The organism is Ramlibacter monticola (assembly GCF_016722785.1).
GTDB lineage: Bacteria > Pseudomonadota > Gammaproteobacteria > Burkholderiales > Burkholderiaceae_C > Ramlibacter > Ramlibacter monticola.
Genome location: NZ_JAEQNE010000002.1, coordinates 715,775 through 728,874 on the forward strand (window position 1 = coordinate 715,775; position 13,100 = coordinate 728,874).

At 72.7% G+C, this 13,100-nt stretch carries 12 protein-coding genes; 2 read left to right on the plus strand and 10 right to left on the minus strand.

All coding sequences use genetic code 11. The annotated features are described in order from the left end of the window. Nucleotide 1: 1 nt before the first annotated feature. Nucleotides 2-1,504, minus strand: a complete 1,503-nt coding sequence (locus JJ685_RS11310) for an MFS transporter (RefSeq protein ID WP_201674332.1) — start codon at nucleotides 1,502-1,504, stop codon at nucleotides 2-4. A 103-nt stretch (nucleotides 1,505-1,607) separates the two neighbouring features. Beyond that, on the minus strand, nucleotides 1,608-2,318 hold the full coding sequence (locus tag JJ685_RS11315; protein ID WP_201674333.1) for a Crp/Fnr family transcriptional regulator: 711 nt from the start codon (nucleotides 2,316-2,318) through the stop codon (nucleotides 1,608-1,610). Between JJ685_RS11315 and JJ685_RS11320 the strand changes: the two genes are divergently transcribed. Together JJ685_RS11320 and JJ685_RS11325 are read left to right on the plus strand one after the other, a co-directional pair. Continuing rightward, the gene (locus JJ685_RS11320; RefSeq protein ID WP_236598880.1) at nucleotides 2,312-3,955 is read left to right on the plus strand and encodes an adenylate/guanylate cyclase domain-containing protein; all 1,644 of its coding nucleotides are present in this window, start codon (nucleotides 2,312-2,314) and stop codon (nucleotides 3,953-3,955) included. The genes JJ685_RS11315 and JJ685_RS11320 overlap by 7 nt on opposite strands. Before the next feature lie 559 nt (nucleotides 3,956-4,514). Beyond that, nucleotides 4,515-5,444 carry a cytochrome c3 family protein gene (locus JJ685_RS11325; RefSeq protein ID WP_201674335.1) on the plus strand — a complete coding sequence of 310 codons (930 nt, stop codon included), beginning with the start codon at nucleotides 4,515-4,517 and terminating at the stop codon, nucleotides 5,442-5,444. Between the two features lie 36 nt (nucleotides 5,445-5,480). Here JJ685_RS11325 and JJ685_RS11330 read toward each other — a convergent pair whose 3' ends face one another. The 8 genes from JJ685_RS11330 to JJ685_RS11365 are packed head-to-tail and all read right to left on the minus strand — an operon-like array spanning nucleotide 5,481 to nucleotide 13,099. Beyond that, nucleotides 5,481-6,584, minus strand: coding sequence for a 6-bladed beta-propeller (locus JJ685_RS11330; protein WP_201674336.1), 1,104 nt, complete (start codon nucleotides 6,582-6,584; stop codon nucleotides 5,481-5,483). 55 nt (nucleotides 6,585-6,639) lie between these two features. Continuing rightward, the gene (locus tag JJ685_RS30270) at nucleotides 6,640-7,344 is read right to left on the minus strand and encodes a phosphatase PAP2 family protein (protein WP_201674337.1); all 705 of its coding nucleotides are present in this window, start codon (nucleotides 7,342-7,344) and stop codon (nucleotides 6,640-6,642) included. Continuing rightward, complete coding sequence (locus JJ685_RS11340) at nucleotides 7,314-8,357, minus strand: thiamine phosphate synthase (protein WP_201674338.1); 1,044 nt, start codon at nucleotides 8,355-8,357, stop codon at nucleotides 7,314-7,316. The genes JJ685_RS30270 and JJ685_RS11340 overlap by 31 nt, the downstream gene beginning before the upstream one ends. Continuing rightward, nucleotides 8,354-9,121, minus strand: coding sequence for an SDR family oxidoreductase (locus JJ685_RS11345; RefSeq protein ID WP_201674339.1), 768 nt, complete (start codon nucleotides 9,119-9,121; stop codon nucleotides 8,354-8,356). Before JJ685_RS11345 ends, JJ685_RS11340 begins: the two co-directional genes overlap by 4 nt. Beyond that, entirely contained in the window at nucleotides 9,118-10,125 is a 1,008-nt protein-coding gene (locus JJ685_RS11350) for an ABC transporter substrate-binding protein (protein WP_201674340.1), read from the minus strand. The genes JJ685_RS11345 and JJ685_RS11350 overlap by 4 nt, the downstream gene beginning before the upstream one ends. 9 nt (nucleotides 10,126-10,134) lie before the next feature. Then, nucleotides 10,135-10,890: an ABC transporter permease gene (locus JJ685_RS11355; protein ID WP_201674341.1), complete on the minus strand. Its 756-nt coding sequence runs from the start codon at nucleotides 10,888-10,890 to the stop codon at nucleotides 10,135-10,137. After that, nucleotides 10,887-11,636 (minus strand): ABC transporter ATP-binding protein, encoded by a 750-nt coding sequence (locus JJ685_RS11360; protein ID WP_330901748.1) that lies wholly within the window; start codon nucleotides 11,634-11,636, stop codon nucleotides 10,887-10,889. Before JJ685_RS11360 ends, JJ685_RS11355 begins: the two co-directional genes overlap by 4 nt. Further along, on the minus strand, nucleotides 11,633-13,099 hold the full coding sequence (locus JJ685_RS11365) for an acyl-CoA reductase (RefSeq protein WP_201674342.1): 1,467 nt from the start codon (nucleotides 13,097-13,099) through the stop codon (nucleotides 11,633-11,635). The genes JJ685_RS11360 and JJ685_RS11365 overlap by 4 nt, the downstream gene beginning before the upstream one ends. Nucleotide 13,100: the final 1 nt, after the last annotated feature.

The window sequence follows — 13,100 nt, forward strand, 5'->3', positions numbered from 1 at the left end:
CTCACTGCGCGCGCTCCCTGTCGATCCACAGGGCGGCCACCCCGGCGCTGGCCGCCGCCAGGACCGCGCTGACGACCATGACCCAGCGGTAGCCGGCGACGAAGGCCGACTGCACGGCGCCGCGCGCCGCCCTCGCATCGGCCGTGCCGGCAGGCAATTCGATGGCGGCGAGCCGGTGGCGCTGTTGCCAGAGGGCTTCGCCGAGGCCGCCCGGAAGGTCGGCCATGGATGAACGCAGGTGCGCCTCGAACACCGTTGCCATGAGCGCCCCGAAGACGGCAATGGCCAGGACGCCGGCCAGACGGGACACCGCGTTGTTGATGCCCGATGCCGTTCCCGCCGCGTCCGAAGAGACCGAATTCATCACCGCCGTTGTCAGCGGCGCGACGGCGATGCCCATGCCCAGCCCCAGCACCGCGATGCCCGGGAGAAAGCCGGACACATAGCGCGCCGAGGTGCCGGGCACGGCGAGCAGCGCGAAGCCGGCGGCCGCCAGCAGCGGCCCCGCGATCAGCGGCAGCCGTGCTCCGCGCCGGTCCGCCACGCCGCCGGCCCATCGGGACAGCAGGAACATGATCGCCACGAAGGGCAACAGCGAGGCGCCCGCAGCAGTCGCGGAGAAGCCCTGGATCTGGATCAGGTCCAGCGGCAGGAAGAACAGGCCGCCGCCCAGCCCGGCGTACAGCAGGAGTGTCAGCAGGTTGGACGCGGCGAAGTTCCGGTTGCGCAGCATGGCCAGGGGCAGCATCGGGGCGGGCTGCCGCCGCTCCAGGAAGACGAAGGCGACGAGTGCGGCGAGGCCGGCCGCCAGCGCGGCGAGCACGAGGGGCGCGCCCCAGCCCCTGGTCGGCGCCTCGATGAAGAAGAACACGCAGCCGCCCAGTCCCAGCGTCGCCGCCACGGCGCCCGCGAGGTCGAGAGGCTTGCGATCGCCCGGCTGGCGGCTCTCGGGGACGTGCTTCCACGCGATCGCGAGCACGGCAGCGGCCACGGGCACGTTGATCGCGAAGGCCCAGGCCCAGGACAGCCGGTCGATCAGGACCCCGCCCAGCAAGGGGCCGAGCGCCGACGTGAGTCCGCTGAAGCCGGCCCAGGTGCCGAATGCGCGGCCCCGTTCTTCCTCGGAGAAGTTCGCACTGATCAGGGCCAGGCTGCCCGGCACCAGCAGCGCCCCGCCGAGGCCCTGCACGGCACGGGCCGCGATCAGTTGCAGCGGATCGCGAGACAGCGCGCAGGCCACCGAAGACGCCGCGAACACGAGCACGCCGAGCCCGAAGATCTTCTTGCGGCCCAGGCGGTCGCCCAGCGCGCCCCCCACCAGCATCAGCGCGGCAAGCAGCAGGGCATAGGATTCGACGACCCACTGCGCCTCGCGCAAGGAGGCGTGCAGGTCGCGCTGGATCGCCGGCAGTGCGACGTTGACGACGGTCCCGTCGATGAAGGCGAGGCTGGACCCCAGGATGGAGGCTGCGAGCACCCAGCGGCCCCGGGAAGCGGATGCCATGCCGCATGCTAGCGGCGGTGGCCGGCGACGGGTGGCGGACGGGCTGGCCGAAGGCGAGCCGGGCCCCCGGGCACCGGGAACCGAAGCAGGCCTCGCAGCGGGCTCACGCCTCCGAGCGCACTTCCTCCACCATCCGCTCCAGCTTCGGCACGTCCAGCAGCACCAGCGCGTTCCCGTCCTTCGCCAGCAGCCCCTGCTTCGTCAGCAGCGACAGCTCGCGCGTCACCTGCTCGCGGTAGGTGCTCACCTGGCTCGCGATGTCCGCATGCTTGGGCGCCGGGTCGATGCGGGCGCGCGCTCCGGTGGCGCCGGCCGCGCGGGCCAGGCGCAGCAGTTCGGCGTGGATGCGGTTCTGCACCCCCAGCGTGCTCAGCTCGATGACGCGCTCCGACAGCAGCCGCACGAGGGCCGCCAGGCGCTGCAGCACGCGCTCGCGCACCAGGTCCTCGGCGGCGATCAGGGCGCGGAAGTGTTCCGGCGAAAGCGAGGCGACCAGCACGCCGTCCAGCGCCAGCACGTCGGCCGAGCGCGGCTCGCCGTCGATGGCGGCGAGGTCGCCGAACATCTCGCCCGCCTCCTCGTCGCGGAAGGTGACCTGCCGGCCGCCGGCGGAAAAGCTGGTGACCCGCACGCGCCCGCTCACCACGAAGTGCACGTCGCGGTCGTGGCTGTTGCGCGCCACAATCACCTTGCCGGGCTCCACCGTGCGCCAGGCGCACTGGGCGGCGAGAATCTCCAGGCGCTCCTGGGAGAGCCCCTGCAGGATCTTCACGTTGCGCAGCCCGAAAGTCGACGCCTGAACCGTTGTTGCCATTGAACCCCCTGCACCCCAGACCGCGCACCCTGCGCCTCGCCTCCGGGCTCATCCTGCTGACCTACGTGGCGACGCACCTGTTGAACCACGCCGTGGGCCTGGTGTCGCTCGCCGCCGCCGAGGCGGGCCGCGAATGGTTCGTGGCCTTCTGGCGCAGCGCGCCGGCGACCGCGGCATTCTATGGTGCGCTGCTGCTGCACTTCAGCCTCGCGGTCGCGGCGCTGTACGAGCGCCACACCCTGCGCATGCCGCCGCTGGAGCTGGCGCGCATCGCCCTGGGCTTCGCGATCCCGCTGCTGCTCGCCTTCCACATGGTGCAGACGCGCCTGGCCTGGGAGCTGACCGGCTGGAACGACAACTACCGGCGCATCACCGCCTCGATGTGGGCCAGCAACTTCAGCCTGCGCCAGCTGGCGATGATCAGCATCGTGTGGCTGCACGCCTGCTTCGGCCTGCAGCTCGCGTTCCGCCACCGCGCCGGCTGGCGACGCTGGCAGCTCCCGCTGGTGGCGCTGGCCACGCTGCTGCCCACGCTGGCGTTCACCGGCTATCTCGCGATGGCGCGGGAGGCCTTCCTGCTGCCGGTGCAGTCACGCCCGCCCACCCCGGCGGACGCGACGCTGCAGCTCGCGGTGGAGACCGTGTTCTACCTGCCGCTGGGCCTGCTCGCGCTGACGCTCGCGGCCCGCTGGGCGCAGGTGGCCTGGGCGCGCAGCGGCGGCCGCGTGCTGCGCATCACCTATCCCGCGCAGGCGGTCGACGTGCCGGCGGGCTTCTCGGTGCTGGAGGCCAGCCGCGCCTTCGGCATCCCGCACATGTCGGTGTGCGGCGGGCGGGCGCGCTGCTCCACCTGCCGCATCGAGGTGCTCTCCAGCGCCGGCCCGCTGCCGCCCGCGAACCCCGACGAAGCCGCGACGCTGGCCCGCATCGGCGCGCCCCCCGGGGTGCGGCTCGCCTGCCAGCTGCGGCCCACGGCGCCCCTGGCGGTACGGCCGCTCGCGGCCGTGCGCGGCAGCACGCCGGCCTCCGAAGCCTGGGGGGCGAACGCGGAACGCGAGATCGTCGTGCTGTTCGCGGACCTGAGGCGCTGGACGACGCTGTCGGAGCACCACCTGCCCTTCGACCTGGTCTACGTCCTGGACCAGTACTTCGAGGCGGTGGGCGATGCGGTGCGCGAGGCCGGCGGCGTCCCCAACCAGTTCATCGGCGACAGCGTGATGGCGCTGTTCGGGCTGGAGACCGACACGGTGACCGCGGCGCGCCAGGCGCTGACGGCCGCCGAGGCGATCGAGCGGCGCATGGCCGCCGTCAACGACAGCCTGGCGGCTGAATTCCGCCGGCCGCTCGATTTCGGGATCGGCATCCACGCGGGCACGGCGGCCGTGGGCACGGTGGGCTATCGCGACACGCGCACGCTGACAGCGGTGGGCGATGCGGTCAACACCGCCAGCCGGCTGCAGGAGCTGACCAAGCTGCTGAAGGTGCGGATCGTGGTGTCGGAGGAGGTGCTGCGGCGCGCCGGCGGCGAGTCGGGGGACTGGCAGCGGCACGAGCTGGAAATCCGCGGCCGCCAGGGGCGCATGGCCGTCTATGCGCGAACCACGTTCTGCGCGGCGCCGGCGGAAGCCGGATCCTAGGCGGGGTGCGCGGAACCCGCGAGCCCGCGCCGATCGCGCGCCGCCGGCCGTTCGCGGAGGACGCGCTTCAGCGCTTCGAGGGCGCTGTCCGACCCTTCGCCGCTGTGCGGGGTGGGCGGTGCCTTGGGGGGCACGGCCGGCGACAGGGGTCCTTCGGTTGGCTGCATCGGGAACTCCGTGAAGGTTCGCGGCCTGGGCGGGGCCGTCTCATGGCGAGTAGGGCCAATGTAGCAATGCCGTCGAGCATCGCAAATAAGGGCTTTCGGTAGCGGCAGCGGCACTTTCGCTCCTTCCCTTAGGGCTCTTTCGCACCGTGCCGGCCCACGCGGCTCCCGTCCGCGGGAATCGCGTTCCCGGACCCGGGAACGCCGACGCGCGGGTCGCGGGATCGGGCCGCCGCGACCCTGAAACAGGCCCGCGAGAGTTCCGCCCGGGCCTCCGGGTTCCCGATCCGGCCGCCAGCGCGTGGACGGACCTTGATCTGGGGCAAAGGAGCGGACCACCCTCGGGCACGTGCGTTGCGTCTCGCCCCCCTTGCAATAAATAACGAGGGGCGGGGATGAAATTCAAGGGGGGATGGCTCGTGGGCGGGCTGGTGGCGGCAGTGCTCTCCACGGCCTGGATCACGGCTGGCGCGGACACCGACGTGCCCACCAAGTTCACCAACCGCGGCAGCATCGGCAACACGCGCCACAACCTGACGCAGCGCCAGGCGGAAGGCGGCGGCCCGGCCGGCGCGACGATGGACCAGTACCGCAACGACTACCAGGAAGTGTGCGTGTACTGTCACACGCCCCACGGCGCCAACAGCAACGTCGTGCTCCCGCTGTGGAACCGCACCATCAAGGCGACCAGCTACGTCACCTACAACCAGCTGGGAACGAGCTCGCTCACCCAGGCGGTCACGCAGCCGGGCCCGAACTCGCTGGCCTGCCTCTCCTGCCACGACGGCCAGGTGGGCGTGGACTCGGTGATCAACATGCCGGGGTCGGGCGGCTACAACGCGGCCCAGGCCGGCACCCAGAGCGACACCTTCCTGAACGCCTGGAACAACTCGCGCGGCCCCGATGCTGCCCGGCACGCCGGACTGAACCCGAATCCCGCCACGAGTTGCCTGGCCTGCCATTCCCCCGGCGAAGAGATCACCAAGGCCGGCGCCACCGACTTCACCCTCTTCGTGATCGGCACCGACCTGCGCAACGACCACCCGGTGGGCGTGCGATTCCCGACGGTGGCGCCGGGCGTGGACTTCAACCCGCCCACCGGCTCGCGGATCGGCATGGCCTGGTTCGAGCGCAATGCCAACCAGCGCCCGGACACCAACGAAGTGCGCCTGTACGACAGCGGCGAAGGCTACGAGGTGGAATGCGCCTCCTGCCACGATCCGCACGGCGTGCCTTCCGGCGGCACGGGCAGCCAGTTCAACCCGACCTTCCTGCGCGTGGCCAACACGGCCAGCGCGCTGTGCCTGACCTGCCACTCCAAGTAGGACGGGGACGCCGCGCGGCACGGGCCGCGCGGTGCTTCAGCCCCTGGCCTGCAGGAGCTTGCGGCCTTCCTGGTCGGACAGGCGCCGCAGCACTTCCACCTTCGAGAACAGCTGGTCGGCCACGTAGATGCGGCCGGTCTCGTCCACCGCCACGCCGCTGATCAGGCCGTAGCACCCCGGCAGGTCGCGGCGGCTGCCGCGGCCGACCGCCAGCAGCAGTTCCCCCGCCGGCGTGAAGATCTGCAGGTTGCCGAAGGCGCCGTCGGTCACGTAGAGGCGGCCGTCGTCGTCGCAGGCCAGGTTGCGCGGGCGCGCGAACTGGCCCAGGCCGGTGCCCACCTGGCCGAAGCTGCGCAGGAACTTGCCTTCGGCATCGAAGGTCTGCACGCGGAAGTTGCCCGCGTCCAGCACGTGCAGCAGGCCGTCGCCGGTGACGGCCGCCTGCACCGGGAGGTTGAACTCGCCTTCGCGCCGGCCGCGCCGGCCCAGCTCGCGCACCAGCTTGCCTTCGGCGTCGTAGATCATCACGCGGTGCTGCTCGCTCTCGTTGTCCGAGCGGTCGATCACGTAGACGAGGCTGCCGTCGGGGCTGGCGGCGACGCCGGTGGGGCGGTGCAGTTCGCCGGGCTGGCCGATGGTCTGCAGGTGCAGCCCGAGGCGGTCGTAGACGAACACCTTGCGCAGGCTGGCATCGGCCACGTAGAGCTTGCCACCGCGGTCCAGGGCGATCGCCGTCGGCTTCGCCAGGGTGCCGGGAGGGCGCAGGCCGAACTGGAACACCTTGCGCCGCGGCACGTCGAAGACCAGGATGCTGCGGCGGATGGAGTCGCCCACGAAGATGCGGCCCTCGCGGGCGGCGATGCTGGAAGGCTTGGCGAGGGCCTTGCCGTCGGCGCGGCCCACGCCCGTCAGGCGGGCGCGCAGTTTCTCTTCCTCGGTGGGCTCGGTGATGTCGCCGAGGTTGCGCAGCGCCGTCTCGTAGGCGAAGCGGGGCTGCTCCGGCGGGGCGGGCCACAGCAGGTCGCCCTGGTCCTGGTCGCGCGAGGCCTCCGGCGGCACGACCGCGCAGGAAGCGAGCAGTCCGGAACCGGCCAGGCCCAGCAGCAGCATGCGCCGCTCGTTCGTCGATCCCAGCGGCATCCTTGCTCCCTTTTCCATCATCGGGAAAGGGGAGCAACGTCCGTGCCGGCAGGCGCTAGGGGCCCATGCCTTCCGTCCGAGGCCGCGCCGGGACACCCGGGGGGGCCAGGAACAGCGCGAGGCAGATCGCACCGACGGCGACGCCGGCCACCACGTCGCTCAGGTAATGCGCACCCAGGTACACGCGGCTGAAGCAGACCAACAGCACCATCAGGCTCGCGATCCCCAGCGCGAGCGCGCGGATCGCGCGGCTGCGCCAGCGCCCGAAGGCCAGCGCGCACAGGGTCCCGTAGAACACGGTGGACGCGGCGGCGTGGCCGCTCGGGAAGCTGAGGGACAGCAGGTGCACCAGCGGGTCCTGCAGGTGCGGGCGCGGGCGCTGGAACAGGTGCTTCAGGCCGGCATTGAGGAGCATTCCGGCCGGGACCACGGCCAGGCGCGCGAGCGGCGTCCAGCCGCGCCGCCACGCCAGCCAGGCCGCGAGCAGCGCCGTGGCCGCCAGCAGCCAGCGGGTCTGGTGCGCGGCACTCACCAACAGCATGAAGGCGGTCAGCCCCGCGCTGCGCTGCGTGGCGAGCCACTGCGTGACCCGCAGGTCGAAGCGGGCCACAGGCCCGTCGGTCCAGACCTGCACCGCGAGCAGCGCCACCAGCAGCACGCACGCGAGCACCAGCGCCAGCCGGATGGCATTCGGCGTGCGGCTGCCGATGCGCGGGTCGGCCATCGGGCTTACGGGCGCGGCAGCGTCGGGTGCGGCCACTGCGGCGGATCGAACGCGGCCTGCTGGCGGCCCGCCTGCAGCGCCGCCTCGAAGGCCGGCACCGTGGCGCGCGGGTCCTCGCCCAGGCCGCGCACGATGCACACGCCGTCGGTGCCGGTGCGCGCGACCTCCTGCACCTGCCGGGGCTCCAGGATGCCGCCGATGGCCGTGACCGGCGCCTGCGCGGCGCGGCACCACCAGGCGAGGTTGTCCATGCCCTGCGGCAGCCAGGGCATATCCTTGGTGACCGTGGGCCACACCGGACCGCAGGCGATGTAGCGCGGCGACAGGGTGCGCGCCCGCGCCAGCTCCCACAGGCTGTGCGAGCTCACGCCCAGCGCCATGCCGCTGGCGAGCAGCCGGGCGCGGCCGGGATCGCCGAGCGCCAGCAGGTCCTCCTGCCCGAGGTGCACGCCCGGGGCGCCGAGCTCCTGCGCGAGCTGCCAGTGGTCGTTGACGAACAGTTCGGCGCCGGCACCGGCGCTGTCGGCAACCGCCTGCCCGATTTCCGTGCGCAGCATGGCGTGCCAGGCGGCGTCGGGGGAGGCGGGCTTCTTGATCCGCAGCTGCACGGTGCGCACGCCGGCGGCGAGCACCTGGCGCAGGCGTGCGGCGGAGTCGACGATGGCGTAGAGGTTCAGCGGCCGCGCGTGCCTCGACCCCGACCCTCCCGCGGAGGGGGAATGAGGAAGGGATTCGCCCCAGGAGAAGGCGGGCAGGACGAAGGGCGCCGGCATCTTCGCCACGATGGCGGCGTCGGCGGTGACGAAGCCCTGCGCCAGTGCCTGCCGCATGGCGGCGGCGAAGGCACCAGCGGATTGCGCCGGGCCCGCGAGCCAGCCGCACGCCTGCGGCGTGGCTATCCAGTCGAAGCCCTCGCGCGCGCCCACGATGCACACCGCCATCGCACCGCGGTCCCGCAGCCGCTGCGCCAGCAGGGGCGCCTCCCCCGCGACGCCGGCGCGTTCGCGCGCCTCGTCCGCCGTGCAGATCACCAGTTCCTGGTCGTTCATTGCATCACCCGTCCGCCGTCGACGAAAAGCACCTGGCCGGTGACGAATCCGCTCCAGGGGGAGGCGAGGAACAGCACCGGGCCCGCCACGTCCTCGGGACGGGCCAGCCGGCGCAACGGCGTCGCCGCCATCAGCGCCTCGCGGAAGGCCGCGCGCGTGCCGCTGCTGCCTTCGGTGGGATGGACCAGCCCCGGCGCGACGCAGTTGACGCGCACGCCGAGCGGTCCGAGTTCGCTCGCCAGGTTGCGGCTGAAGCCGACCAGGGCCGACTTCGCCGTCGTGTAGTCGTGATAGGGGACGACCGGGTTCTCGACCAGGTCGCTCACCAGGTTGACGATGCTGCCCCGCGCGCCGCGGCGGAAGTGCGGCAGCACCGCCTGGCACATGCGGTACGTGGCACCGACCGAGCCGTCGAACTGCGCCTGGTAATCGGCCCAGGCGAGCTCGGGGAAGGCCTTGCGCTGCTCCGGGTCGAAGGCGTAGGCGCGGAACGCGTTGTTCACGAGCACGTCGATGCGCCCCGCCTCGTCCACCACCTGCCCGACCAGCCGCTCCGCTTCCGCGGGCGCGGTCACGTCCGCCTGCAGCGCGAAGGCATCGCCCCCCGCGTCCCGGCACTGCGCCACGACCTCTTCGGCCGCCTTCGCATTGCGCAGGTAGTTGACCGCGACGGTGGCCTGCTCCGCCGCGAAGGCGCGCGCAATCGCCGCGCCGATGCCGCGGCTCGCTCCGGTCACCAGCACCACCTGGCCGGCGAAGTTCATCCCGGCTCCCCGCGGCGCCCCGGCAGCAGGTCCTGGCTCACCACCTTGCCCACGTCCAGCGGCTTCTGCACCAGGCCCAGCCTGCGATAGGTGTCCGCGGCCGCCTGCAGCGAGGCGACGTCCAGCGCGCCCAGGCCGTTGCGCCGGGTCAGCGCCGAGACGCTGGAGGCGTTGCGCAGCTTGATGATCTCGAGATTGAGCGCCGGGTCGGTGCCGTCGATGGCCCGCTTCACCGCGAGCTGGGCCGCCTCTTCCGGCTTGGCCATCATCCAGGCGGCCGCATCGGCGTAGCCGCGCAGGAAGCGCTGCAGGGCCGCGCGCTTCGCCTGGTAGACGTCCTCGCGCACCACGAACAGGTCGCTCGACATGGGCAGGACCTGGCCGACTTCGATCACGTTCACTTCGGGCAGGCCGCGGCGGCGGCCGATCAGCAGGCCGGTGTCGGTGGCCGCGGTGGCGTCCACCTGCCCCTGCATCAGCGGCGCGAAATTCAGCAGCCCGGTGACGACCACCGTCACGTCGGACTCGGACAGGCCGGCCGAGTGCAGCAGCACCTGCAGCCCCTGGCGCGTGCCGCTCGCGAGGCTGTAGACGCCGATCTTCTTCCCCTTCAGGTCGGCAGGCCGGGTGATGTTGCTGCCCTTGAGCGACACCACGTTGAAGACGTTCTGCGGATAGATGTCGTAGATCGCGCGCAGCTTCTCGCCCTTGTCGAGCGCGGCGAAGAAGGTGAGCGGGTCGCTGAAGGCGACGTCGGCCTGCCCGGCCAGGATGTTGCGGATCGCATCGGCGCTGCCGGCGCCCGGCACGTATTCCAGCGCGATGCCCTGGGCGCGGTAGAAGCCCTTGTCCTCGTCCACCAGCAGGGGCGTGACCTCGGTGATCGGCTTGTTCCAGCCGGCCACGACGATCCGGTCCAGGCGCGGCGGGGTGTTCTGCGCGAAGCTCGCAAGGGGTGCCGCGAGCAGGGCGGCCAGCAGGTCGCGGCGGGCGATGGGATGCATGGGATCTCCTCAGGAGTTGCGGGTGAAGGGCAGCAGCAGCCAGCGCTCCAGCAGCAGCGTGGCCTGGTAGACGGACATGCCGAGCGCGGCGATCAGCACCAGCACGGCGAACATCAGGGACGTGTCCATGGTTCCCTGCGAGGCGATGACCAGCGCGCCCAGGCCGCGGCTCGCGCCGATGAATTCGCCGACCACTGCGCCAACCAGCGCCAGCACCACCGCCACGCGCAGCCCGGCGAGGATGCCGGGCAGGCCCGAGGGCAGCTTCAGGCGCCAGAGCGTCTGCGCGCGGGTGGCCCCCAGCATGCGGAACAGCTCCAGCCGCTCGGGCGGGACCTGCTGCAGCGCGGTGAGCGTGTTCTCCAGCAGCGGGAAGAAGCAGATCAGCGCGGTGATGACCACGGTGCTGGTCATGCCGAAGCCGAACCACAGCACGAACAGCGGCGCCAGCGCCAGCTTGGGGACCACCTGGCTGGCCACCACGTAGGGCATCAGCAGCCGGCGCAGCGGCGCCGATTCGGCCAGCGCGATGCCGGCGCCGAAGCCGACGGCGCAGCCGCCCGCCACACCCAGCAGCAGTTCGAGCATCGTCGCCTGCAGGTGCGGCCAGAAGTAGCCGCTGGCGAGTCCCTGCCAGAGCGAGGTCGCCACGGCGGAAGGCGGCGGCAGCACCAGCTTCGGCAGGCCCAGCGTGCGGCAGGCGGCCTCCCACGCAGCGAGCAGGGCCGCCAGCAGCAGCAGCGATGCCAGTCGGGCGCGGGTCATGCTTCCACGGCCTCCAGGTGCAGGGCCGCGCGGACTTCGGCGCAGCGCTGCGCGAAGGCGGGGCTGTAGCGGGTCTGCGCCGTGCGCGCGGGCAGCTCGATCGCGATCTCCTGCACGATGCGGCCCGACTCGACCACGTCGACGCGGTCCGCGAGGTACACCGCCTCCGCGATGTCGTGCGTCACGAACAGCACGCCGGTGCCGCGCGCGCGGCACATCTGCAGCAGGTCGCGCTGCAGTTCCTCGCGCGTGATCGCGTCCAGCGCGGCGAAGGGCTCGTCCAGCAGCAACAGCGAGGGCTGCAGGATCAGCGCCCGCGCCAGGGCGACCCGGCTCTGCTGGCCGCCCGAGAGCTGGCGCGGGTACTTGCGCGCGTGCGCCGCGAGGCCGAGCTGCTCCAGCAGCTGCAGCGCCTGCGCGGCTTCTTCGGGACGGGGGCGGTGGTGCAGCGACACCGGCAGCAGCACGTTGTCGATCACGCGCTGCCACTCCAGCAGGTTGGGCGCCTGGAACACGAAGCCGATGTCGGGGCCGATGGCGTCGCGGCCGCGGCCCCGGAACACCACCTCGCCGCTGTCCGGGCGCAGCAGGCCGGCCGCGAGCTTCAGCAGCGTCGTCTTGCCGCAGCCGCTGCGGCCGACGAGGCAGTGGAAGGCCCCGGCCGCGACGTCGAGGTCCACGCCGGCCACCGTGGCGGGCCAGCCAGGGAAGGCGAAGCGCACGTCGCGCAGGGACAGCAGGCTCACGGCAGCTGCTCCTGCGCATACGGCGCGCAGCGGTCGGCCGCACGCTCGGCCGAGCCCTCGATCTCCACCATGCGAACGAGGTCCGCGAGGTTGAAGCGGCCGTCGTGGTGCCAGCCGGCTTCGGGCGAGCTCATGGCCCCGAGGGCGCAGATGCGCGTGACGCCGACGCGGCCCAGCGCTTCGCCCAGCGCGTAGAGGCGTTCGGGCTCGCAGGCGAGGCCCACCGTCTGCAGGAAGCGCGCGTGCGGCGCGGCGAGCGGCAGCACGTCCTCCAGCGCGTCGACCTCGCTCACGTGGATGCCGCGGCCGCCGCCGGTGGGCGCGAGCGGCTGCGGCGTGTCGCTGTACGCGACGCACCAGGCCGCGTCCGCATCGCCCAGCAACTCGCAGCCCTCGCCGGCCAGCGAGCGCAGTTCGGCCGCCTGGCGCCAGTTGGCGATCGCCGCCGCGTCTTCCAGCGCCAGCGCGCGGCGCGGGAAGCGCTGCTGCAGGTTCGCGAGTTCGGCCGCCAGGTACTGGGCGAAGGCGCGCGGCGCCACCTTGCCTCCGCGTTCGACGTAGAAGTGGTGCGGCGAGTAGCAACCCTGCTGCTCGTAGCGCACGATGTCGTGCGCCGCGAGCCGCGCCGTCGCGGGCGCGCGCTGCGTGTCGAGGGCCGCCCTGCCGACGAGGCCGAAACCCAGCTTGTGGCCGTAGCCGAGGAAGCGCGCGCTCACCGGCACCTGCGCGCGCACCTGCGCGATCGCCTCGTCGCCGCCGTAGGCCAGCACGGTGTCGGCCTCGCCGAACACGGCCGCGGCGCTGCGCGCGTCGCCGCCCTTCCACCACACGATCGCCAGGCACTCGCCCAGCGGCGGGTGCACTTCGGCCAGCAGGCGCGCGAACAGGCTGGCGAATACGGGCTCCGCGCTCGGCAGCTTGCCCAGCGAGCCGGCCTTCACCAGCAGCCCGCAGGCGAGGCTCCACAGCGGCAGCGCCGGCACGTTGCCCGCCCAGCTGTGCACCAGCAGTTCGGGGCCGAAGGCCCGCACCGCGCCGCCCTTGGGCGCGGGCTGGAACTCGTCCAGCACCTTGGGATTGGCGAAATCCTCGGCGACGAAGCGATGCAGCTGCGGCGCCCGGAAGGTCTGCAGGAAGCCGTCGAGGCCCAGCCGGACCATCTCGGCGTCGTAGCCGCTCACGGTGGGCAGCAGCCGCTCGGCCTCCTGCCGCCAGGGGTCGCGCGGATCGAGCAGGCGCATCACGGCCGCATCGAGGATGCGCACGATCCCCGACACCGGCAGGGTCTTCAGGTGCCGGGCGCTGGCGGCCCTGACGCGCCGCGCCAGCGCGCCGAGTTGCGCCGGCGCCAGCACGGGGACGCGGACTTCGAGCTGGCGGCCGCCCGCGGCGAAGGGCAGCGTGTGCCACGCCACCTCCTCCGCACGCAGTCCGGGCAGGTGGCCCGCGGTCCAGATGGCCATG

Bases quoted from the DNA above. Each gene is read 5' to 3' on its own strand.
- JJ685_RS11325 (WP_201674335.1), top strand. From the start codon at position 4,515: ATGAAATTCAAGGGGGGATGGCTCGTGGGCGGGCTGGTGGCGGCAGTG.
- JJ685_RS11345 (WP_201674339.1), bottom strand. From the start codon at position 9,121: ATGAACTTCGCCGGCCAGGTGGTGCTGGTGACCGGAGCGAGCCGCGGC.
- JJ685_RS11350 (WP_201674340.1), bottom strand. From the start codon at position 10,125: ATGCATCCCATCGCCCGCCGCGACCTGCTGGCCGCCCTGCTCGCGGCA.
- JJ685_RS11340 (WP_201674338.1), bottom strand. From the start codon at position 8,357: ATGAACGACCAGGAACTGGTGATCTGCACGGCGGACGAGGCGCGCGAA.
- JJ685_RS11355 (WP_201674341.1), bottom strand. From the start codon at position 10,890: ATGACCCGCGCCCGACTGGCATCGCTGCTGCTGCTGGCGGCCCTGCTC.
- JJ685_RS11365 (WP_201674342.1), bottom strand. From the start codon at position 13,099: ATGGCCATCTGGACCGCGGGCCACCTGCCCGGACTGCGTGCGGAGGAG.
- JJ685_RS11315 (WP_201674333.1), bottom strand. From the start codon at position 2,318: ATGGCAACAACGGTTCAGGCGTCGACTTTCGGGCTGCGCAACGTGAAG.
- JJ685_RS11310 (WP_201674332.1), bottom strand. From the start codon at position 1,504: ATGGCATCCGCTTCCCGGGGCCGCTGGGTGCTCGCAGCCTCCATCCTG.
- JJ685_RS11330 (WP_201674336.1), bottom strand. From the start codon at position 6,584: ATGCCGCTGGGATCGACGAACGAGCGGCGCATGCTGCTGCTGGGCCTG.